Genomic DNA, 19,313 nt, shown 5'->3' on the forward strand with positions numbered 1-19,313 from the left:
GGACGACATGGCACATGCGTACGATCACCCCGGAGAACTCGCGGCCGCCGACCCCATCCGGCTGCTGGCCGTCCGTGACACACCGCTGTCCGTGGACGAGGTGTTCGGGGCGGTGGGCGATGCGGCGGCGGGCGGCACGGCGCTGTTCGTGGGCACCGTGCGCAACCACGACGGCGGCGCGGAGGTCGGCGCCCTCGGCTACTCCGCGCATCCGACCGCCGAGGCCGAGCTGCGCCGGGTGGCCGAGAAGGTGGCGGCCGACTTCCCGGTGCGCGCGCTGGCCGCCGTGCACCGGGTGGGCGACCTGGTGATCGGCGATCTGGCCGTGGTGGTGGCCGTCTCCTGCCCGCACCGCGCGGAGGCGTTCGCCGCCTGCCGCCGGCTGATCGACGATCTCAAGCGCGAGGTCCCGATCTGGAAGCACCAGACGTTCGCCGATGGCACCGAGGAATGGGTCGGGGCGTAGTGGGCATACGGCCGCTAGGCACGGAAGGGTGTACTCCACTTGCGTAACCCGCACCCTGCCGTGAGCGTTGACGGTGCAGAGGATTAATCTGCTCATCTGTCAGTCGCGGTCCTCGCGTCGCGATGTTCCAAGGGGTCGGGAGGCTGCTGTGGGTGCGCTTCTCTGGTTGCTGATTCCGCTGTCCGCAGCGATAGCCGCGGCCATATACGCCGGCATAGCCGCCCGAGCCGGCACCCGGAAGACCGGGGGGGATGTAGCTGAACTGGCCGGATACGCCCGCTTCCGCGAGGCGATGGAGCGCCGGCCCCACGATTCGGACGCCGCGGTCTGACATCGCGCCCCCGTTCGCGCCGCCCCTCGTACGGACGGCCCCGACGGTGGACTGACGGACGCGTCCCGTACTGTCGTTCCATGCCACGCCGCACCGCGACGATGCTCGCCTCCCTTCTGATGCTGATCGCGCTGCTCTGCGCCGGAGTGCTGATCCCGGTGCCGTATGCGGAGATGTCGCCCGGGCCGACGTACAACACCCTGGGTGAGCACAACGGGGAGTGCGTGCTCCAGATCTCCGGCCACAAGGGCTGTGAGACCACCGGTGGCCATCTGAACATGACCACGGTCCGCGTCACCGGCTCCGAGTACCGGATGAACCTCGTGGAGGCCGTCTACGGCTGGCTGGCGCACGATGACGTGGTCGTGCCGCACAGCACCCTCTACCCGGACGACAAGACCCCGGACGAGGTCGACCAGCAGAACGCCGAGGAGTTCACCCAGTCCCAGGAGTCGGCCAAGGTCGCGGCGCTGCGGGCGCTGAAGAAGCCGGTCACCGCGCATGTGATCGTCGGCGCCGTGCAGAAGGGCGCGCCGGCCCAGGGCAAGCTGCACGCGGGCGATGTGATCAAGTCGGTGGACGGCACGGCGGTCGGCGAGCCCGATGACGTCGCCAAGCTGGTCACCAAGCACAAGCCGGGCCAGAAGGTGGTCTTCTCGGTCGTCCCGGCCAAGGACGCGGCCGCGGCGGAGAAGCGCGGTAAGGAGCCCACCGGCGAGGAGCGCGTCACCATCACCACCACGAAGGCGGACGAGGGCGCCTCCCGCGCCATCGTGGGCATCCAGGCCGGGGTCGACTACACCTTCCCGTTCCGGATCGACATCAAGCTGGCGGATGTGGGCGGCCCCAGCGCGGGTCTGATGTTCGCCCTGGGGATCGTGGACCGGCTGTCGTCCGGGGATCTCACCGGCGGGAAGTTCATCGCGGGCACCGGCACCATCGACGACAAGGGCACGGTCGGCCCGATCGGCGGGATCGAGATGAAGACGATCGGCGCGCGCGACGCGGGCGCCCGCTTCTTCCTCACGCCGAAGGAGAACTGCGCGGCCGCCGCCAAGGACGTGCCCAGTGGGCTGCGGCTGGTGAAGGTGCACACGATCGACGACGCCCTCAAGGCGCTCGAGAAGATCCGTAAGGGGGACACCGCCGGTCTGCCGAAGTGCACGACGGACTGAGCGGCGCCCCCGTCGAGGGGTCGGTCGGGGGAGTCAGTCGGTGGCGAAGGTGGCGGCGAGCGCGTCCGCCAGGCCCGGCACCAGACCGGCTCCGGTGAGCACCTCGGTCGGGGAGTCCTTCTCCCGCAGCCGCAGGGCCGACTCACGGGTGCCGTCCCGCAGCACGGCGACGGTCATCCGGACCTCCTGGCGGTCCGGATGGTCGGCGACCCACGTGGCCAGCTCGGTCTCGTCCAGGTTCTCGGGCACGGAGCTCTCGGCGGACGGGGGCAGCATCTGCCGCTCCACGGTCAGCGCGCAGCCGGTCACGGCGTCCGGCCAGGCGATAGTGGCGAGGAACTCGTCGAGCGGGGCGCCGGAGGGCAGCTCGTCCTGCTCGATGGGGGTCAGGGGGGCGGTCTCCGCACCGTCCTCGTCAAGGCCGAGCTGAGCGGCGAGGCCGGGCTCCTCGGTGCGCAGCCGGGCGGTGTCGACGAGTGCGAAGAGCCGGGCGGGCTGGTCCCAGCCGATCCCCGAGGCGTATTCGTCGATCTCGAGGACGGCTCGGGTCAGTGGATTCGAGGCCAGCGGGCCGGAGCCGGGGGTTGCGTTGGACATGGTTCATATCGTGCCCTGTTCGGACCCGGAAACGGGAACTGAGTAAAGCCTGAGTAAGTTGCATCAGGTGGGCCCTGGAGTTCAGGGTCCCTCAATCGACAGCGAACTTCGAGGTGCGCACCTTGGCTTTCCAGATGCCGGACCGCGGCGGAGGCCCGACGGGGCCGCGGATCAGAGTCGGTCGACCGTCCCGGCGTGCCCGGACCCTGCTCATGACCCTGGGTGTGCTGGCCGTGTTGGCCATGCTCTTTGTCATGTTTGCCGGGTTTTGGACGGATTGGCTCTGGTATCGCTCACTTCATTACTCTTCCGTCTTCAGTACCACGCTGAAGACGAAGATCGGGCTGTTCTTCGTCTTCGGCGTGCTGATGGCCACGGCCGTCGGGATCAACATCTGGCTGGCGCACCGGCTGCGGCCGCCGCTCAGCGCGATGTCCATGGAGCAGCAGAGCCTGGACCGCTACCGGATGGGCATCGCCCCGTTCAAGAAGTGGGTGCTGCTCGCGGTCACCGCCCTGGTCGGGCTGATCGCCGGCGCCTCGGCGGCCGGCCAGTGGCGCATCTGGCTGCTGTGGGTCAACGGAGTGCCGTTCGGCCAGAAGGACCCGCAGTTCCACAAGGACGTGGCCTTCTACGCCTTCGATCTGCCCTGGTACCGCTTCCTGCTGAGCTTCGGCTTCGCGGCCACGGTGGTCTCGCTCATCGCCGCGGCCCTGGTGCACTACCTCTACGGGGGCCTGCGGGTCACCAGCCCCGGTGCCCGTGCGACCGCCGCCGCCACCGGCCATCTGTCGGTGCTGCTGGGTGTCTTCGTCGCGCTCAAGGCGGTGGCGTACTGGCTGGACCGCTACGGCCTCGCGGTGAAGTCCAGTGACTTCAAGGCGACGGGCAACTGGACGGGGCTGCGCTATGTGGACGCCAACGCCTATCTGCCCGCCAAGACGATCCTGTTCTGCATCGCGGCCATCTGCGCGGTGCTCTTCTTCGCGACGCTGTGGCGCCGCACCTGGCAGCTGCCGGTCATCGGCTTCGGCCTGATGGTGCTGTCGGCGATCCTGATCGGCGGGCTCTACCCGGCGATCGTGCAGAAGTTCCAGGTCCAGCCGAACGAGCAGGCCAAGGAGGCGCCGTACATCAAGAAGAACATCGAGGCCACGCGGCAGGCGTACGGCATCGATGACTCCAAGGTGGCGGACTACTCCGGCAAGAACGACAGCGAGGGCGGCGAGGCGCTCCGCAAGGCCGCCAATACGACGGCCAGTTACCGGCTGATCGACCCCAGCGTCATCTCGCCGACCTTCCAGCAGCTCCAGCAGGAGCGCAAGTACTACCAGTTCCCCTCGACGCTCGATGTCGACCGCTACAAGGGCGCGGACGGCAAGGACCAGGACACCGTCGTCGGTGTGCGCGAGCTGAACCTCAACGGCATCCCCAAGCGGAACTGGATCAACGACCACTTCACCTACACCCACGGCTACGGCATCGTGGCGGCGAAGGGCACCACGACCGATCCCAACGCGGACCCGGCCGGCTCCCCGGACTTCACCGAGTCCGGGCTGCCCACCAAGGGCTCGAGCGGCGGCGGGGTCGGCACCTACACACAGCAGGTCTACTACGGCGAGAAGACCGATCAGTACTCGATAGTCGGCGGCCCCCAGAAGGAGCTCGACTACGAGAAGAACGGCGAGAAGACCACCAGCTACAAGGGCAAGAGCGGGGTCAGCCTGTCCAACCCGATCAACCGCGCCGCCTACGCCGTGGCGTTCGGCGAGCCCCAGATCCTCTACTCGGGCGCGATCGGCGACGGTTCGCGGATCCTGTACAACCGCACACCCAAGGAGCGCGTGGAGAAGGTCGCCCCCTGGCTGACCATCGACGGTGACGCCTATCCGGCGGTGGTGGGCGGCCGGATCCAGTGGATCGTCGACGCCTACACCACGTCCAACGGCTATCCCTACGCCTCGCGGACGACCCTGGGTGACAGCACGGCCGACTCGCTGAGCGACGGGGACCGGTCGGTGGTCGCGCAGCAGAACAAGGTCAACTACATCCGCAACTCGGTCAAGGCGACGGTGGACGCCTACGACGGCACCGTCAAGCTCTACGAGTGGGACACCAAGGACCCGGTCCTCAAGACCTGGGAGAAGGCGTTCCCGGGCACGGTCGAGCCCAAGGAGAAGATCAGCGGCGAGCTGATGGAGCATCTGCGGTACCCGCAGGACCTGTTCAAGGTCCAGCGCGAGCTGCTGACCCGCTACCACGTCACCGACCCCAAGCAGTTCTACAGCGGCAGTGACGCCTGGCAGGTGCCGGACGACCCGACGCAGAAGGACGGGGACGCGGTCCCGCCGTACTACCTCAGCATGAAGATGCCCGACCAGAAGGCGCAGACGTTCTCGCTGACGACGACCTTCACCCCCAACGGGCGTCCCAACCTGGGCGCGTTCATGTCGGTCGACGCCGATGCCAACAGCAAGGACTACGGCACGATAAGACTGCTGAAGGTCACCTCCAACGTGCCCGGTCCACAGCAGGTGCAGAGCGAGCTCAACGGTGATCCGGAGGTCGCCGAGTTCGTCCGGAACCTCAGGGGCACCGACTCCGACATCGAGTACGGCAATCTGCTCACCGTCCCGCTGGAGAAGGGCTTCCTCTACATCGAGCCGGTCTACGCCCGCGGTGGCAGCGCCAACTACCCGCTGCTGAAGAAGGTGGGCGTCTCCTACGGCAAGGAGACCGTCTTCAAGGACACCCTGGGCGAGGCCCTGGACGCCGTCTTCGGCGAGTCGTCCGAGGAGCAGCCACCGGGCGACGGCGGCCAGGAGGAACCGCCGTCGAGCACCAACCCGACGGTCAAGGAGGCTCTCAAGGACGCCCAGGACGCCTATCAGGACGCCCAGGACGCGCTCCAGAAGCAGCCGCAGGACTGGGAGGCGTACGGCAAGGCCCAGGAGGAGCTGAGGAAGGCGCTGGACCGCGCCGCCAAGGCGGAGCAGAAGGCGGCCGACACGCAGGGGCAGAAGCAGAACCAGCCACAGAGCCAGAGCGCCGGTGACGGCTCCGGCTCCGGCTCCGGCAGCAAGGGCAGCTGACCCTTGCCGACCTGGGAGAACGGCCGGGCGGCCGGTCCCGCGCGTCGTGATACGGTGGTCGTAACACGACGCGGGGTGGAGCAGCTCGGTAGCTCGCTGGGCTCATAACCCAGAGGTCGCAGGTTCAAATCCTGTCCCCGCTACTGACAGACAAGGCCCGGATCCGCAAGGATCCGGGCCTTGTCGTGTGTTGTATGAGCGTCCACTCGGGGAATGCGGATACAAGCGTTTGGGTTGTCTCTCTGTGGGCATGTCGACAAAACGCTGAAGTGACCTCCTCGGCTGCGGTATACCAGGTGTACGCCGGATGCGGGTGATGCCACGATGGGATTTATGGGGGACAGGGTCAGTCTGTTGGAGACAGGGCGTTTTGCGCACACGCACGACGATGCCGAGGAGGAGACCCGGCACCGGCGCGCCGCCGAGGCCGGTGACACCGGCGCGATGAGCGCACTCGGCGCGCTGCTGCTGCGCCGCGGTGACCTCGACGGCGCCGAACCGCATCTGCGGGGCGCCACCGCGGCGGGCGACCGTGCCGCCGCCAACAACCTCGGTGTTCTGCTGCACCAGCGGGGCTACGCCGACGAGGCGGCCGGCTGGTGGCGCATCGCCGCCGTCGCCGGATCCGCCGCCGCGGCCCACGCGCTGGGCCGCCACCACCGTGAGCGGGGCGACGAGCCCGCCGCCGAGTACTGGCTGCGCCAGTCCGCCGAGTCCGGGCACACCCTGGGCGCGTACGCGCTGGGCGATCTGCTGGAGCACCGCAGCGACATCGGCGCCGAGCGCTGGTTCCGCGCGGCCGCCGAGCGCGGCCACCGCGAGGCCGCGTACCGGCTCGCCCGCATCCTCGACGACCGAGGCTCTGACGGTACCGAGGGAGCCGAGGGGACCGGCAGGGCGGGCCGGGAGGAGGCCGAGCAGTGGTACCGGCAGGCCGCCGCGCGCGGCCACCGCCGCGCCGCCCTCCACCTCGGCACGCTGCTGGAGGAGCGCGGGGAGACCAAGGAGGCCGGCCGCTGGTACCTGATGTCGGCCAAGGACGGTGAGGCCCGTGCCGCCTGCGCGCTGGGCTTCCTGCTGCGCGACGCGGGCGACACCGACAGCGCCGCCGTCTGGTGGCACCGCGCCGCCCAGGACGGCGACGGCAACGCCGCCAACGCGCTGGGGGCGCTGCACGCCGACCGGGGCGAGCCCCAGACCGCCGAGCGCTGGTACCGCGCCGCGCTCGACGCCGGGGACATCAACGGCGCCTACAACCTCGGGCTGCTCTGCGCCGAGCAGGGCCGGACCGCACAGGCCGAGCAGTGGTACCGCCGCGCCGCCTACGCGGGCCACCGCGAGGCCGCCAACGCGGTCGCCGTGCTGCTGCTCCAGCGCGGCGACGCGGCGGGCGCCGAGCCGTGGTTCTCCAAGGCGGCCGAGTCGGGCAGCGTCGACGCCGCGTTCAACCTGGGCATCCTGTACGCGGGCCGGGGCGAGGAGCGGGCGGCCCGGCAGTGGTACGAGCGGGCCGCCGCCGACGGGCACACCGAGGCGGCGTTGCAGGTCGGTCTCGCCCTCCAGCGGGAGGGCGACCTCCAGAGCGCCGAGCGCCATCTGCGCTGCGCCGCGGGGGGCGGCAGCGCCGAGGGCGCCTTCCGGCTGGCCGCGCTGCTGGACCGCTCGTCGGTCGGCGGCGACCCGGCGACCGGCACCGGCTTCGGCTCGTCCGGGACGCGCTTTCCGATCCCGCCGCCGGACGACGGCTCCGGGCCGCACGTCTCCGAGTACGAGGAGTGGTACGAGCGCGCCGCGCGCCAGGGTCACCGGCGGGCCCAGGTGCGCGTGGGCATGTTCGCGGCCGCGCGCGGCGATGTGGTCGAGGCCGCGCGCTGGTACCGCGCGGCGGCCGAGGCGGGCAGCAGCAACGGCGCCTTCAACCTGGGGCTGCTGCTGGCCCGGGAGGGCAGCGAGCCGGAGGCCGCCCTGTGGTGGACACGCGCCGCCGAGGCCGGGCACGGCCGGGCCGCGCTGCGGCTCGCGCTGCTCGCCGCCCGGCGCGGCGCCCTCGCCGAGGGGCAGCGGTGGTGTGCGCGGGCGGTCGAGCTGGGCCCCGCGGAGGTCGCCGAGCGCGCCGCACGGCTGTGGGACGCGCTCCAGCAGGAGCTCACGGCGTAGCGCTCCGGGCCGGATCCCCGGCCCGGAGCCACCGGCGGGCGTCCCGCCGGTAACCGGTTTGCTCGTGTCGTCCGCCCCGGGTTAAGGTTGGTGCACACCGACGCGGGGTGGAGCAGCTCGGTAGCTCGCTGGGCTCATAACCCAGAGGTCGCAGGTTCAAATCCTGTCCCCGCTACCACGACGAAGGCCTGGATCCTCAAGGATCCGGGCCTTTCGTCTGTCGCTTCTGCCGTGGTCCTGACCGTCCTGCTTGTGCTGTTCGTCCCGCTTGTCCCGCTCGTCCGGTCCCGGGGCCGTCGCGCCGTTCCTCAGGCCGCGCAGTCGGGGCACAGTCCCCGGTAGGTCACCTCGACCGCGGAGATCGCGAAGCCGAAGCGCTCCTGTGCGGGCAGGTCGGCGAGCGGGTCGCCGGACGGGTGGACATCACGGATCATGCCGCAGCGCGCGCACACCAGGTGCTGATGCGCGTGATGGGCGTTGGGGTCGTAGCGCTTGGCTCTGCCGTCCGTGCTGACTTCGACCACCTCGCCGAGCGAGACGAGCTCGCCGAGGGTGTTGTAGACGGTCGCGCGGGAAATCTCGGGCAGCCGCTCGGCCGCCCGTGCGTGGACTTCGTCGGCGGTGTAGTGCACGTGGTCCCCGTCGAGGACCTCGGCGACGACACGCCGCTGCGCCGTCAGCCTCCAGCCACGTCCCCTGAGCCGTTCCAGCAGGTCACTCATGCCATTCACCTATCAGTCAGATAAGGACAAGGGTAGCAGCGGGTGAGTCCTTGGCCAGATCGGGTATCACTCTCCAACGCTTCTTGACTTAGACAATGTCCAATGTAGGATCGATGCCAGCCCCAGACCAGGGACAGAATGCGAGTACGCAGGAGGCGCACGTGACGGTCCAGGACAACATCACTGGTCCGCTGACCACGGAGTCCGGGGCTCCGGTGGCGGACAACCAGAACAGCGAGACGGCGGGCGCCGGCGGTCCGGTCCTCATCCAGGACCAGCACCTGATCGAGAAGCTCGCCCACTTCAACCGCGAGCGGATCCCGGAGCGGGTCGTGCACGCGCGGGGCGCCGGTGCGTACGGCACCTTCACCGTGACCGCGGACGTGACGAAGTACACCCGCGCGGCGTTCCTCTCCGAGGTCGGCAAGCAGACCGAGACGTTCCTGCGCTTCTCGACGGTGGCCGGCAACCTCGGCGCGGCGGACGCGGTGCGCGATCCGCGCGGTTTCGCGCTGAAGTTCTACACCGAGGACGGCAACTACGACCTCGTCGGGAACAACACCCCGGTGTTCTTCATCAAGGACGCCATCAAGTTCCCCGACTTCATCCACACCCAGAAGCGCGACCCGTACACCGGCTCGCAGGAAGCGGACAACGTCTGGGACTTCTGGGGGCTCTCGCCCGAGTCCACCCACCAGGTGACCTGGCTGTTCGGCGACCGCGGCATCCCCGCCTCGTACCGCCACATGGACGGCTTCGGTTCGCACACCTACCAGTGGAACAACGCCGCGGGCGAGGTCTTCTGGGTGAAGTACCACTTCAAGACCGACCAGGGGATCAAGAACCTCACCACCGCCGAGGCGGCCGAGACCGCGGGTCTGGACCCGGACAGCCACCAGCGCGATCTGCGCGAGGCCATCGAGCGCGGTGACTTCCCGACCTGGACCGTGCAGGTGCAGATCATGCCGGCGGCCGAGGCGGCGAACTACCGCTTCAACCCGTTCGACCTGACCAAGGTCTGGCCGCACGCGGACTACCCGCCGATCGAGATCGGCAAGCTGGAGCTCAACCGCAACCCGCGGAACATCTTCGCCGAGGTCGAGCAGTCGATCTTCTCGCCGGCGCACTTCGTGCCGGGCATCGGCCCGTCCCCGGACAAGATGCTCCAGGGCCGCCTCTTCGCGTACGGCGACGCGCACCGCTACCGCGTCGGCATCAACGCCGACCACCTGCCGGTGAACCGTCCGCACGCAGCCGAGGCACGCACCCACGCCCGGGACGGCTTCCTGTACGACGGCCGGCACGCGGGTGCCAAGAACTACGAGCCCAACAGCTTCGGCGGTCCGGCGCAGACCGACCGGCCGCTGTGGCAGCCGTCCCCGGTCTCCGGTCTGACCGGTGACCACGAGGCGCCCTCGCACGCCGAGGACGACGACTTCGTCCAGGCCGGCAACCTCTACCGGCTGATGTCGGAGGAGGAGAAGGAGCGCCTGATCGAGAACCTGGCGCAGAACATCGCCAAGGTCTCCCGCGACGACATCGCACAGCGGGCGATCGAGAACTTCCGCAAGGCGGACGCCGACTACGGCAAGCGGCTGGAGGCCGCGGTCCAGGCCCTGCGCGGCTGACGGACGCCTGCCGTACCCACCGGAGAGGCCGGACGCCACTGGGCTCCGGCCTCTCCGCGTGCCGGGTGCCGGGTGCCGGGTGCCGGGTGCCGGGCGCCGGGTGCCGGGCGCGGTGTGCCAGGGGGTGCCTCAGGCCGGGACCGGCTCGGGCGCCGGGGCCCAGCAGCGGATGATGTCGCGCACCGACACCACTCCGACCGGGTCGCCCGCGTCGAGGACGATCAGATGGCGGAAGCCGCCCTGGGTCATCGTGCGGGCCGCCTCGTCCAGCGTCCACCCGGGGGCGGCGAAGACGACGTCGGCGGTGGTGTGGGCGTGCGCGGTCTCCTGGTCCGGGTCCTGGCCCGCCCCCAGGGAGTTGAGGATGTCGCGCTCGGTGAGAATCCCCAGGCCGCTGGTGTCGGGATCGAGCACGATGGCCGATCCGACCCGGCGTGCGGACATCAGCCGGGCGGCCTGACGGAGTGTATGGGCCGGGCCGATGGTGAGGACCACCGAGCTCATGGCGTCACGGACGTGCATGGGCATGGATGGAGCCACCTCCTTGGGGAATCCATTCGCGAATGCCCGGCGCCGGAGGCGCCTGTGAATGGATGCACAAGTTCACAAGGTCGTGGATTCTCATGTTCACATGCCTGGGAAGGGGCAACAAGGGCGCGCGGAAGCCGATCTGCCGCTCAGCGCGCCCCGCGCTTCGGTTCCCACTCCGGTTCGCGCTCCGGTGATCCTCGGCGCCGCCTCGAGGGCCCCTTCAGGACCGCAGATAGTCCAGCATCGCCCCGTGCAGCAGCCCGTTGGACGCCGCCGCGTCGCCGCTGTTCGGACCCGGTACGCCGTCGAGTCCGGTGAAGCGGCCACCCGCCTCCTGGACGATCACCGCGTTGGCCGCCATGTCCCACAGCGACAGTTCCGGTTCTGCGCAGATGTCCACCGAGCCCTCGGCGACCATCATGTACGGCCAGAAGTCGCCGTAGCCCCGGGTGCGCCAGCAGGCGCGGGTCAGATCGAGGAAGCCGTCCAGCTTGCCGCGCTCCTCCCAGCCGCTGAGCGAGGAGTAGGCGAACGACGCGTCGGAGAGCCGGCTCACCCGCGAGACCGCCAGCCGGGTCGCGGACGACAGGCTGCGCCCGGCGTACGCCCCCAGCCCCTCGGCGGCCCACCAGCGGCGCCCCAGCGCCGGTGCGGAGACCACCCCGACCACCGGCCGGTCACCGCCCTCGCCGCGCTCCATGAGAGCGATCAGGGTGGCCCAGACGGGGACCCCGCGCACATAGTTCTTGGTGCCGTCGATCGGGTCGACCACCCAGCGCCGCGGACCGCTGCCCTCGCTGCCGAACTCCTCGCCCAGCACCGCGTCACGCGGCCGGGCGCGCTGGAGGGAGCTGCGGATCAGCTCCTCGGCCGCCTTGTCGGCCTCGCTCACCGGCGTCATATCGGGTTTTGTCTCGACCTTGAGGTCGAGCGCCTTGAACCGCTCCATGGTGGCCGAGTCGGCGGCGTCGGCGAGGACGTGGGCGAGGCGCAGGTCATCGTGGTAGTCGGGCATGGCCGAACAGTATCGAGACACGGTGCGGCGGAGCCACGCGACTCCACATGACCTGGGTCCCGGGCCGGATGACCAGGGCTCCGGGCCGGATGACCAGGGCCTCGGACCGGGCGGGTCGGCCCGCGCGGGGCTGTCGACCGGGCTCTTGACTTCATCTGGCGGTCCGTCAATTCTGTCGGGCACATGCCCGGCCGGGAGGCGACGATGGCCGCTCTGGAGGCGACGATGCCCACAGCGCGTGAATCCTTACTCGACGCGGCCTTCGCCGCCCTCGACGGCCGTCCGTGGCCGAGGGTCACGATGGCCGAGGTCGCGGCGGCGGCCGGGGTCTCCCGGCAGACCCTCTACAACGAGTTCGGCAGCAAGGAGGGCCTCGCCCGCGCTCTGGTGCGGCGCGAGGCCGACGCGTATCTGCGCGGGGTCGAGCGGGCGCTGACCGGGGTGCCCGGCGCGGTGGCGCCCAGGGAGCGGCTGGCCGCCGCGGCGGTGTGGACGGTCCGCTCGGCGACCGAGAACCCGCTGGTGCGGGCGGTGCTCACGGGCTGCTGGAACGACCGGCTGCCGACGCCCGTGACACCCGTGACGCCCGTAAGTACGGTGCCGTCCGGGAAGGCGGCGTCGTCCGGGCCGCTGCCCGCGCCGGGCGAACTGCTCGGCCAGGCGCGGGACCGGGCGGTGCGGCTGCTGGCGAGCGACTGGCCGACCGGCGCGGTGGAGCTGCCGCTGGCCTGTGAGGCGGTCGCCAGGCTGGCCCTGTCGTACGTGGTGGCGCCCGCCCCGGCGGCGGATGTGGCCCATATGGTGCGCACGGTGCTGGCCTGAGCGGCCGAAGCCGGCGGCTCGCCGCCGAAGCCGTGGCGGCCAGGGCTGGTCAGTGGGCCGAGCCGGAGAGCTGGAGCCCTATCACGCCGACGATCACCAGGGTGATGGAGACGATCTTGAGCGTGGAGACGAGATCGCCCAGGAAGACCATGCCGTAGATGGCGGTCCCGGCGGCCCCGATGCCCGTCCACACCGCGTACGCGGGCCCCACGTCGAGCTTCTTCAGGGACAGCGTCAGCAGCCCGAAGCTGCCGAGCGCGAACGCGCAGAACGCGATCGTCGGCCAGAGGCGGGTGAAGCCGTGCGAGAGCTTGAGACAGACGGCGAAGCCCGTCTCGAGGAGCCCGGCGACCACGACCAGCAGCCACGCCATACGATGCCCTCCCGTACCGCCGTCGGCTGCTTTCGTCCGGGCGTACCCGGTCGCCTTGGATCCGCCTTGGATCACTTGATGCGATTATCCATTTACCGCCGGGGGTGGACGGCAAACACTCGCCTAGTCGCCCTCCCGCCGCTCCCGCGTGGCCAGCAGCCGCCGCAGGGAGTACAGCCGGGCCGGTTCGGCGTGGCCGTCGGCCACCCACTGGTCCAGCGCGCAGTCCGGCTCGTCGTGGCTACAGGCGCGCGGACAGCCCTCGGTGCCCGGCTCCAGGTCCGGGAAGGCGTGGATGACCCGCGCCGGGTCCACATGGTGCAGGCCGAAGGACCGTACGCCCGGGGTGTCGATCACCCACCCCTTGTCGTCCGGCAGGGGGAGCGCGAGCGCGGAGGTGGTGGTGTGGCGGCCGCGGCCGGTGACCGCGTTCACCCGGCCGGTGGCCCGCTGGCGGTCCGGGACCAGCGCGTTCACCAGCGTCGTCTTGCCGACGCCCGAATGGCCGACGAAGACGGTGACCCGGTCCGCCAGCCGCTCCCGCACCCGGTCGGCGGCGTCGCCGTCGGCCAGCTCGTCACGGCTGGTGACGACGTAGGGGATGCCGAGCGGCTCATAGGTCTTCAGCAGCTCCTCGGCGGGCGCCAGATCGGACTTGGTGAGCACCAGCAGCGGCTCCAGGTCCGCGTCGAAGGCGGCCACCAGGCACCGGTCGATCAGGCGCGGACGCGGTTCCGGGTCGGCCAGGGCGGTCACGATCGCGAGCTGGTCGGCGTTGGCGACCACGACCCGCTCGTACGGGTCGTCGTCATCGGCGGTCCGGCGCAGCACGGAGGAGCGCTCATGGACCCGTACGATCCGGGCGAGCGTGTCCTTGGCGCCGGAGAGATCGCCGACGACCGCGACCCGGTCGCCGACCACGACGCCCTTACGGCCGAGTTCGCGGGCCTTCATAGCGGTGATGGTGCGGTCCTCGACCAGGACCGTGAGCCGGCCGCGGTCGACCGTCAGCACGAAACCATCGGCGGCGTCCTCGTGCTTGGGGCGGATGCTGGTACGCGGCCGGTTGCCCCTGCGGTTGGGGCGGATCCGTACGTCGTCCTCGTCGGTGTGCTTGCCGTAGCGGCGCATGGGTCCAGGCTCTCAGGATCTCCGCGCCGAGGTCGTCGTCGCGTCGAGCATGCCGGACCACAGGCCGGGGAAGTCGGGGAGGGTCTTGGCGGTGGTCGCCACGTTCTCGACCAGCACGCCGTCGATGGCCAGGCCGAGTACGGCGGCGGCGGTGGCCAGTCGGTGGTCCTCGTAGGTGTGGAAGATCCCGCCGTGCAGCGGGCGTGGGCGGATCCGCAGTCCGTCCTCGGTCTCGGTGACCTCCCCGCCGAGTTCGTTGATCTCCTTGGCGAGGGCGGCGAGCCGGTCGGTCTCGTGCAGCCGCAGATGCGCGATGCCGCTCAGCACCGACTCGGAGTCGGCCAGCGCCGCGACCGCCGCGATCACCGGGGTCAGCTCGCCGACCTCGTGCAGATCGGCGTCGATCCCGGTGATCCGGCCGGTACCGGTGAAGGTCAGACCGGTGTCGGTGAGCTCGCAGGAGCCGCCCATCTCGGTGAAGATCCGGCGCAGTTCGTCCCCGGGCTGGGTGGTGTGCTCCGGCCAGTCCGGGATGGTCACCCGGCCGCCGGTGACCAGGGCGGCGGCCAGGAACGGCGCCGCGTTGGACAGATCGGGCTCGACGACCAGGTCGCGGCCGAGCAGCGCGCTCGGCGCCACCCGCCACACCCCCCGCTCGCCGCCGGCCTCCGGGGTGTCCACCCGCGCGCCCGCCGCGCGCAGCATGTCGACGGTCATCCGGATGTGCGGCAGGGAGGGCAGCGCGGCGCCGATGTGGCGCACCTCGACGCCCTGGTTGAAGCGCGGCGCGGACAGCAGCAGCGCGCTCACGAACTGGGAGGACGACGAGGCGTCGATCCGGACCGGGCCGCCGTCCAGCGCCCCGCCGCCGTGCACGGTCAGCGGCAGCGCGCCACGGCCGTCGTCGTCGATGCGGGCGCCGAGGGCGCGCAGCGCGTCGATCACGCCGTGCAGCGGACGCTCATGGGAGCGGGGGTCGCCGTCGAAGTGGACGGGTCCGTCGGCCAGCGCGGCGACCGGCGGCAGGAAGCGCATCACGGTGCCGGCGTTGCCGACGTCGATGGTGGCCGGGCCGTGCAGCCCGGCCGGGATGACCCGCCAGGCCTCGCCGCCGCCGGAGGGGCCGCTCGAGCCGAGGGCGCCGCCGTCGGACACCGTCTCCTCGATGCCGACCCCCATGGCACGCAGCGCGGCGGCCATCAGGAGGGTGTCGCGGGAGCGGAGCGGGCGGCGCAGCCAGCCGGGCTCGGCGGCGAGCGCGGCCAGGATCAGACCGCGGTTGGTAACCGACTTGGATCCGGGCACGGTGACGGTCGCGTCCACCGCTCCGTCGGCGGTCGGAGCGGGCCAGAGGGCGGTGTGGTCGCCCGGGGAGGTCTCAATGCCGGTCATGGGTCTCACTTTAGTGGTTCGCCCAGAGTGCCAATCCTGATCGAAAGTGGCGAAACCCAGTCGAAACACGGCGCTGGTACAAGGCTCCGAAAGTGGCGCGCCCGGGAGACGTACGGGTCACAGCCCCAGCAGCCAGCGGCCCCCGGCGAGCAGCGAACACAGCGAGACGGCGTGGAAGAGCAGCAGCCAGGCGCCGGCCGGAATGCCCGTCAGCCGGGCCAGCTGATCGGGGTCGGAGTCGTACGCGCCCCCGTGCCGGCGCTTGCGCTGGAGCTCGAAGGGCGGCCGCACGCCCCCCAGGAGAAGGAACCAGACCACGGCATACGCGAACCCCGCCTGGACGTCGGGCCCGGTCAGCCAGGAGACGAGAAAGAAGGCGCCGCCGCTGATGACGACCGTAAGGACGCCATAGGTGTTGCGGATCATCACCAGCATCGCGGCCAGCAGCGCCGTCGTCCCCCACAGCAGCAAGGTGATGTGGTCCGCCGCCAGCAGCCAGGCGCCGCCGAGGCCCAGCAGCGACGGAGCGGTGTAGCCGGACGCCGCGGTGAGGATCATGCCCAGGCCGGTGGGCTTGCCGCGGGAGACGGTCAGCCCCGAGGTGTCCGAGTGCAGCCGTATGCCGTCCAGTCGCCGTCCGGCGAGCAGGGCGACCAGGCCGTGGCCGCCCTCGTGGGCGATGGTGATCGCGTTGCGGGCTATGCGCCAGGCGGTGCGGAAGACGACGACCGCGAGCGCGACGATCCCGGTGGAGACGACCAGCCAGGTGGTGGGGTCGGGCTGGGTGCCGGTCACCCGGTCCCACAGGTCGGCGGCGTTCGTTGCGTCCATGTGCAGGCGGCTCCTCGGATCGGGTAGGGGTCGTGGCAGTGTGGCACCTATGTGCGGTCGATACGCAGCGAGCCGGAGGCCGGAGGATCTCGTCGGGCTCTTCGGAGTGCAGAAGTGGGAGCCGGAGGAGACTCTGGCGCCCGACTGGAACGTGGCGCCCACCAAGGACGTGTACGCGGTGCTCGAACGTCCGCTCCGCAACGGACCGGACGCCGACGAGCCGCGCCCGGTTCGCCAGCTGAGGGCGCTGAAGTGGGGCCTGGTGCCGTCCTGGGCCAAGTCGCCCGAGGGCGGGGCCAAGATGATCAACGCACGGGCCGAGACCGTGCACGAGAAGCCCTCCTACCGGCGCCCCTTCGCCTCACGGCGGTGCATCCTGCCCGCCGACGGCTACTACGAGTGGGTCACCGGGGCGGGGGAGCGGCAGCTGGAGGAGAAGGGCAGGCGCAAGCGGCCCCGCAAGCAGCCGTACTTCGTGACGCCGGTGGACGGTTCGGTGATGGCCATGGCCGGGCTGTACGAGTTCTGGCGGGACCGGACGCTGCCGGACGAGCACCCCCGGGCATGGTGGGTGACCTGCACGGTGATCACGACCGAGGCGGACAAGGAGCCCTTCGGCGGCGTGGCCCGGGAGGAGGGGCCGCGGTCGCTCGCCGAGATCCACCCGCGGATGCCGCTGGTCCTCACCGAGGACCGCTGGGCCTCCTGGCTGGACCCGGCCCGCACCGACGTCGGCGATCTGCTGCCGCTGCTGGCCCCGCCGCCCTCCGGGCTGCTGCGGGCGTACCCGGTCGCGACCGGGGTGAGTGATGTCCGTAACAACGGCCCCGAGCTGCTGAAGGAGCTCGAGGCCCCGGAGGAGGGCACGCTGTTCTGATGGCCGCGAAGAAGACGGAAACGACGGGAACGACGGGAGCGGCGGGAACTCCGATGGCGGCGCGGCGGACGGAGCCGCCACGGGTGACGACCGAGACGGTGCCGACCCCGGCCGGGGACGCCCGGATCACCTGGCACCACGCCCCCGGCGCCGATGCCCTGCTCGCCGCGAGCCACGGCGCCGGCGGGGGCATCGAGGCGCGGGACCTGCGCGCGCTGGCCGAAGCGCTCCCCGGGCGCGGGGTGAGCGTCGCGCTGGTCGAGCAGCCGTGGCGGGTGGCGGGCAAGAAGGTCGCGCCCGCGCCCTCGACCCTCGACACCGGATGGCGCGCCGTGTGGCCCGCGCTGGAGAAGGCCGGGCTGCCGATCGTGGCGGGCGGCCGCAGCGCCGGGGCGCGGGTGGCCTGCCGCACCGCCCGGGAGCTGGGCGCCAAGGCCGTGCTGGCGCTGTCGTTCCCGCTGCACCCACCGGGCAAGCCGGAGCGGTCCCGGGCCGGGGAGCTGCTGGACGCGGGCGTGCCGACGCTGATCGTCCAGGGCGGCCGGGACCCCTTCGGGCGGCCGGAGGAGTTCCCCGAGCTGCCCGCGGCCATGGAGCTCGTCGAGGTGCCGTACGGCGATCACGGCTTCGGTCTGCCGAAGTCGGCGGAGCTGGATGAGCCCGCGGCGCTCGCCCTGATCACCGGCGCGGTCGCCGACTGGCTGCCGCGCGCCCTGGGCTGATCCGCACGGGCCGCTGACCCGCACGGGGCCGGGAACCGGGCGGAACCGGTCGCCGGGGGCGGGAATGCGACGGCGGTGGTCCGTGTTGTACCGGGCGTTGGCCATCAGCGTGTAAGAAGCACCTACGAGGAAAGGGAGTCCCCCGCATGGGTTCGCTTGCTTGCCCGGCCCGTCCGCAGGCCGCTGACCTGGACTGGTCCCAGCTGCAGGCGGCGCAGTCCGTGAAGATCGGAGCGGCGGGCGGACCGGATCGTCGTCTATTCTCCGATTCGAGCGGGTCCACATCCGGCCCCGACACGAAGCTGGAGGAGGTGGGTCAGGTCACTGGGACCGACGCAGGGACCGACGGCGTGACCGAAGAGACGGTCGAGCGGTCGCATGAGACGTCCGCGGAGCGCAGCGCGCGCTTCGAGCGGGACGCCCTTGCCTTCCTGGACCAGATGTACTCGGCCGCGCTGCGGATGACCCGTAACCCGGCCGACGCCGAGGATCTCGTACAGGAGACCTACGCCAAGGCGTACGGGTCCTTCCACCAGTTCCGCGAGGGCACCAACCTCAAGGCGTGGCTCTACCGCATCCTGACCAACACCTTCATCAACTCGTACCGCAAGAAGCAGCGGGAGCCCCAGCGCAGTGCGGCCGAGGAGATCGAGGACTGGCAGCTCGCGCGCGCCGAGTCGCATATGTCGACCGGTCTGCGGTCCGCCGAGTCGCAGGCCCTCGACCACCTGCCCGACTCCGATGTCAAGGAGGCCCTTCAGGCCATCCCCGAGGAGTTCCGCATCGCGGTCTATCTCGCGGACGTCGAGGGCTTTGCGTACAAGGAGATCGCGGACATCATGGGTACACCCATCGGTACGGTGATGTCCCGTCTGCACCGTGGGCGCCGCCAGCTGCGCGGTCTGCTGGAGGACTATGCCCGTGGCCGTGGGCTGGTTCCCGCGGGCGCGTCCGCCGGGGCGGACGAGTCGCACGATCGGAAAGGCGCGGACTCATGAGCTGCGGAGAGCCGCATGAGACGGACTGCTCCGAGGTTCTCGACCACCTCTACGAGTTCCTCGACCACGAGATGCCGGACGGCGACTGCGCCAAGTTCGAGGTGCACTTCGACGAGTGCTCCCCGTGCCTGGAGAAGTACGGCCTCGAGAAGGCCGTGAAGAAGCTCGTCAAGCGGTGTTGCGGCCATGACGACGTGCCCAGCGACCTCCGCTCGAAGGTGATGGGGCGGATCGAGCTGATCCGCTCCGGGCACGCGGTGCCCGAGCGTGAGATCACCGCGGAGACCAACGCTCCGGCCAACGCCCCGACCACTGCCCAGGAGTGAGGCCCTCCCTCCCCCTCGGTGATCAGATCATCACTCGAAGGGTGTAATCGGACAGTAGCTCCGGGTGGTGCGCCGCACTCCGTCTTAAGCTCCCCAACCAACCTCACCCGCCCCTCCGGGACGGGCG

18 protein-coding genes and 2 tRNA genes are annotated in these 19,313 nt (G+C 70.9%); 12 read left to right on the plus strand and 8 right to left on the minus strand.

Going from position 1 to position 19,313, the window contains the following annotated elements; all coding sequences use genetic code 11:
• Positions 1-7: 7 nt before the first annotated feature.
• Positions 8-466: a molybdenum cofactor biosynthesis protein MoaE gene (locus N6H00_RS26295; RefSeq protein WP_432280636.1), complete on the plus strand. Its 459-nt coding sequence runs from the start codon at positions 8-10 to the stop codon at positions 464-466.
• A 411-nt stretch (positions 467-877) separates the two neighbouring features.
• Complete coding sequence (locus tag N6H00_RS26300) at positions 878-1,972, plus strand: YlbL family protein (RefSeq protein ID WP_268974303.1); 1,095 nt, start codon at positions 878-880, stop codon at positions 1,970-1,972.
• Between the two features lie 33 nt (positions 1,973-2,005).
• Here N6H00_RS26300 and N6H00_RS26305 read toward each other — a convergent pair whose 3' ends face one another.
• The gene (locus N6H00_RS26305; protein ID WP_268974304.1) at positions 2,006-2,569 is read right to left on the minus strand and encodes a PPA1309 family protein; all 564 of its coding nucleotides are present in this window, start codon (positions 2,567-2,569) and stop codon (positions 2,006-2,008) included.
• A gap of 134 nt (positions 2,570-2,703) precedes the next feature.
• Here N6H00_RS26305 and N6H00_RS26310 point away from each other — a divergent pair, with 134 nt between their 5' ends.
• From N6H00_RS26310 to N6H00_RS26325, 4 genes are all read left to right on the plus strand, one after another.
• Complete coding sequence (locus N6H00_RS26310) at positions 2,704-5,661, plus strand: UPF0182 family membrane protein (protein WP_268977114.1); 2,958 nt, start codon at positions 2,704-2,706, stop codon at positions 5,659-5,661.
• Positions 5,662-5,730: 69 nt separating this feature from the next.
• Positions 5,731-5,804, plus strand: a tRNA-Met gene (locus tag N6H00_RS26315).
• Positions 5,805-5,985: 181 nt separating this feature from the next.
• Complete coding sequence (locus N6H00_RS26320; RefSeq protein ID WP_268974305.1) at positions 5,986-7,818, plus strand: tetratricopeptide repeat protein; 1,833 nt, start codon at positions 5,986-5,988, stop codon at positions 7,816-7,818.
• A gap of 101 nt (positions 7,819-7,919) precedes the next feature.
• Positions 7,920-7,996, plus strand: a tRNA-Met gene (locus N6H00_RS26325).
• Between the two features lie 130 nt (positions 7,997-8,126).
• On the opposite strand, the gene N6H00_RS26330 is transcribed toward N6H00_RS26325, so the two are convergent.
• Positions 8,127-8,540, minus strand: coding sequence for a Fur family transcriptional regulator (locus N6H00_RS26330; RefSeq protein ID WP_268974306.1), 414 nt, complete (start codon positions 8,538-8,540; stop codon positions 8,127-8,129).
• A 113-nt stretch (positions 8,541-8,653) separates the two neighbouring features.
• On the opposite strand from N6H00_RS26330, the gene N6H00_RS26335 reads away from it, so the two are divergent.
• Positions 8,654-10,168 carry a catalase gene (locus N6H00_RS26335; protein WP_268974307.1) on the plus strand — a complete coding sequence of 505 codons (1,515 nt, stop codon included), beginning with the start codon at positions 8,654-8,656 and terminating at the stop codon, positions 10,166-10,168.
• A 129-nt stretch (positions 10,169-10,297) separates the two neighbouring features.
• On the opposite strand, the gene N6H00_RS26340 is transcribed toward N6H00_RS26335, so the two are convergent.
• Positions 10,298-10,690: a CBS domain-containing protein gene (locus N6H00_RS26340; protein ID WP_268977115.1), complete on the minus strand. Its 393-nt coding sequence runs from the start codon at positions 10,688-10,690 to the stop codon at positions 10,298-10,300.
• A gap of 229 nt (positions 10,691-10,919) precedes the next feature.
• Positions 10,920-11,714 (minus strand): histidinol-phosphatase, encoded by a 795-nt coding sequence (gene hisN / locus N6H00_RS26345; protein WP_268974308.1) that lies wholly within the window; start codon positions 11,712-11,714, stop codon positions 10,920-10,922.
• Between the two features lie 225 nt (positions 11,715-11,939).
• Between hisN and N6H00_RS26350 the strand changes: the two genes are divergently transcribed.
• On the plus strand, positions 11,940-12,536 hold the full coding sequence (locus N6H00_RS26350) for a TetR/AcrR family transcriptional regulator (protein WP_268974309.1): 597 nt from the start codon (positions 11,940-11,942) through the stop codon (positions 12,534-12,536).
• A gap of 49 nt (positions 12,537-12,585) precedes the next feature.
• Here the strand turns inward: N6H00_RS26350 and N6H00_RS26355 are convergent, their stop codons facing one another.
• The 4 genes from N6H00_RS26355 to N6H00_RS26370 all read right to left on the minus strand — a co-directional run bounded on the left by N6H00_RS26355 (position 12,586) and on the right by N6H00_RS26370 (position 16,263).
• Complete coding sequence (locus N6H00_RS26355) at positions 12,586-12,909, minus strand: DMT family transporter (protein ID WP_065964228.1); 324 nt, start codon at positions 12,907-12,909, stop codon at positions 12,586-12,588.
• A 123-nt stretch (positions 12,910-13,032) separates the two neighbouring features.
• Positions 13,033-14,040, minus strand: a complete 1,008-nt coding sequence (rsgA, locus tag N6H00_RS26360) for a ribosome small subunit-dependent GTPase A (RefSeq protein WP_268974310.1) — start codon at positions 14,038-14,040, stop codon at positions 13,033-13,035.
• 12 nt (positions 14,041-14,052) lie between these two features.
• A complete protein-coding gene (gene aroA, locus N6H00_RS26365; protein WP_268974311.1) occupies positions 14,053-15,432 on the minus strand; it encodes a 3-phosphoshikimate 1-carboxyvinyltransferase in 1,380 nt (459 codons plus the stop codon).
• Between the two features lie 117 nt (positions 15,433-15,549).
• Positions 15,550-16,263: a M50 family metallopeptidase gene (locus N6H00_RS26370; protein WP_268974312.1), complete on the minus strand. Its 714-nt coding sequence runs from the start codon at positions 16,261-16,263 to the stop codon at positions 15,550-15,552.
• Positions 16,264-16,312: 49 nt separating this feature from the next.
• On the opposite strand from N6H00_RS26370, the gene N6H00_RS26375 reads away from it, so the two are divergent.
• The 4 genes from N6H00_RS26375 to rsrA all read left to right on the plus strand — a co-directional run bounded on the left by N6H00_RS26375 (position 16,313) and on the right by rsrA (position 19,186).
• Positions 16,313-17,140 carry an SOS response-associated peptidase gene (locus N6H00_RS26375; RefSeq protein WP_268974313.1) on the plus strand — a complete coding sequence of 276 codons (828 nt, stop codon included), beginning with the start codon at positions 16,313-16,315 and terminating at the stop codon, positions 17,138-17,140.
• Between the two features lie 53 nt (positions 17,141-17,193).
• Positions 17,194-17,862, plus strand: a complete 669-nt coding sequence (locus N6H00_RS26380) for an alpha/beta hydrolase family protein (protein ID WP_268977116.1) — start codon at positions 17,194-17,196, stop codon at positions 17,860-17,862.
• Positions 17,863-18,173: 311 nt separating this feature from the next.
• Positions 18,174-18,860: a sigma-70 family RNA polymerase sigma factor gene (locus N6H00_RS26385; RefSeq protein ID WP_329618695.1), complete on the plus strand. Its 687-nt coding sequence runs from the start codon at positions 18,174-18,176 to the stop codon at positions 18,858-18,860.
• Complete coding sequence (gene rsrA / locus N6H00_RS26390; protein WP_268974315.1) at positions 18,857-19,186, plus strand: mycothiol system anti-sigma-R factor; 330 nt, start codon at positions 18,857-18,859, stop codon at positions 19,184-19,186. Before N6H00_RS26385 ends, rsrA begins: the two co-directional genes overlap by 4 nt.
• Positions 19,187-19,313 lie beyond the last annotated feature (127 nt).

Source organism: Streptomyces sp. S465, assembly GCF_026898115.1.
Taxonomy (GTDB): Bacteria; Actinomycetota; Actinomycetes; order Streptomycetales; family Streptomycetaceae; genus Streptomyces; species Streptomyces luomodiensis.

What these genes read in the sequence shown, in the direction of transcription:
- N6H00_RS26305 (WP_268974304.1), bottom strand. Translation starts at nt 2,569, where the DNA reads ATGTCCAACGCAACCCCCGGCTCCGGCCCGCTGGCCTCGAATCCACTG.
- rsgA (WP_268974310.1), bottom strand. Translation starts at nt 14,040, where the DNA reads ATGCGCCGCTACGGCAAGCACACCGACGAGGACGACGTACGGATCCGC.
- N6H00_RS26350 (WP_268974309.1), top strand. Translation starts at nt 11,940, where the DNA reads ATGCCCACAGCGCGTGAATCCTTACTCGACGCGGCCTTCGCCGCCCTC.
- N6H00_RS26310 (WP_268977114.1), top strand. Translation starts at nt 2,704, where the DNA reads ATGCCGGACCGCGGCGGAGGCCCGACGGGGCCGCGGATCAGAGTCGGT.
- N6H00_RS26300 (WP_268974303.1), top strand. Translation starts at nt 878, where the DNA reads ATGCCACGCCGCACCGCGACGATGCTCGCCTCCCTTCTGATGCTGATC.
- N6H00_RS26330 (WP_268974306.1), bottom strand. Translation starts at nt 8,540, where the DNA reads ATGAGTGACCTGCTGGAACGGCTCAGGGGACGTGGCTGGAGGCTGACG.
- N6H00_RS26355 (WP_065964228.1), bottom strand. Translation starts at nt 12,909, where the DNA reads ATGGCGTGGCTGCTGGTCGTGGTCGCCGGGCTCCTCGAGACGGGCTTC.
- aroA (WP_268974311.1), bottom strand. Translation starts at nt 15,432, where the DNA reads ATGACCGGCATTGAGACCTCCCCGGGCGACCACACCGCCCTCTGGCCC.
- rsrA (WP_268974315.1), top strand. Translation starts at nt 18,857, where the DNA reads ATGAGCTGCGGAGAGCCGCATGAGACGGACTGCTCCGAGGTTCTCGAC.
- N6H00_RS26340 (WP_268977115.1), bottom strand. Translation starts at nt 10,690, where the DNA reads ATGCACGTCCGTGACGCCATGAGCTCGGTGGTCCTCACCATCGGCCCG.
- N6H00_RS26320 (WP_268974305.1), top strand. Translation starts at nt 5,986, where the DNA reads ATGGGATTTATGGGGGACAGGGTCAGTCTGTTGGAGACAGGGCGTTTT.
- N6H00_RS26370 (WP_268974312.1), bottom strand. Translation starts at nt 16,263, where the DNA reads ATGGACGCAACGAACGCCGCCGACCTGTGGGACCGGGTGACCGGCACC.
- N6H00_RS26380 (WP_268977116.1), top strand. Translation starts at nt 17,194, where the DNA reads ATGGCGGCGCGGCGGACGGAGCCGCCACGGGTGACGACCGAGACGGTG.
- N6H00_RS26295 (WP_432280636.1), top strand. Translation starts at nt 8, where the DNA reads ATGGCACATGCGTACGATCACCCCGGAGAACTCGCGGCCGCCGACCCC.
- hisN (WP_268974308.1), bottom strand. Translation starts at nt 11,714, where the DNA reads ATGCCCGACTACCACGATGACCTGCGCCTCGCCCACGTCCTCGCCGAC.
- N6H00_RS26375 (WP_268974313.1), top strand. Translation starts at nt 16,313, where the DNA reads ATGTGCGGTCGATACGCAGCGAGCCGGAGGCCGGAGGATCTCGTCGGG.
- N6H00_RS26335 (WP_268974307.1), top strand. Translation starts at nt 8,654, where the DNA reads ATGCCAGCCCCAGACCAGGGACAGAATGCGAGTACGCAGGAGGCGCAC.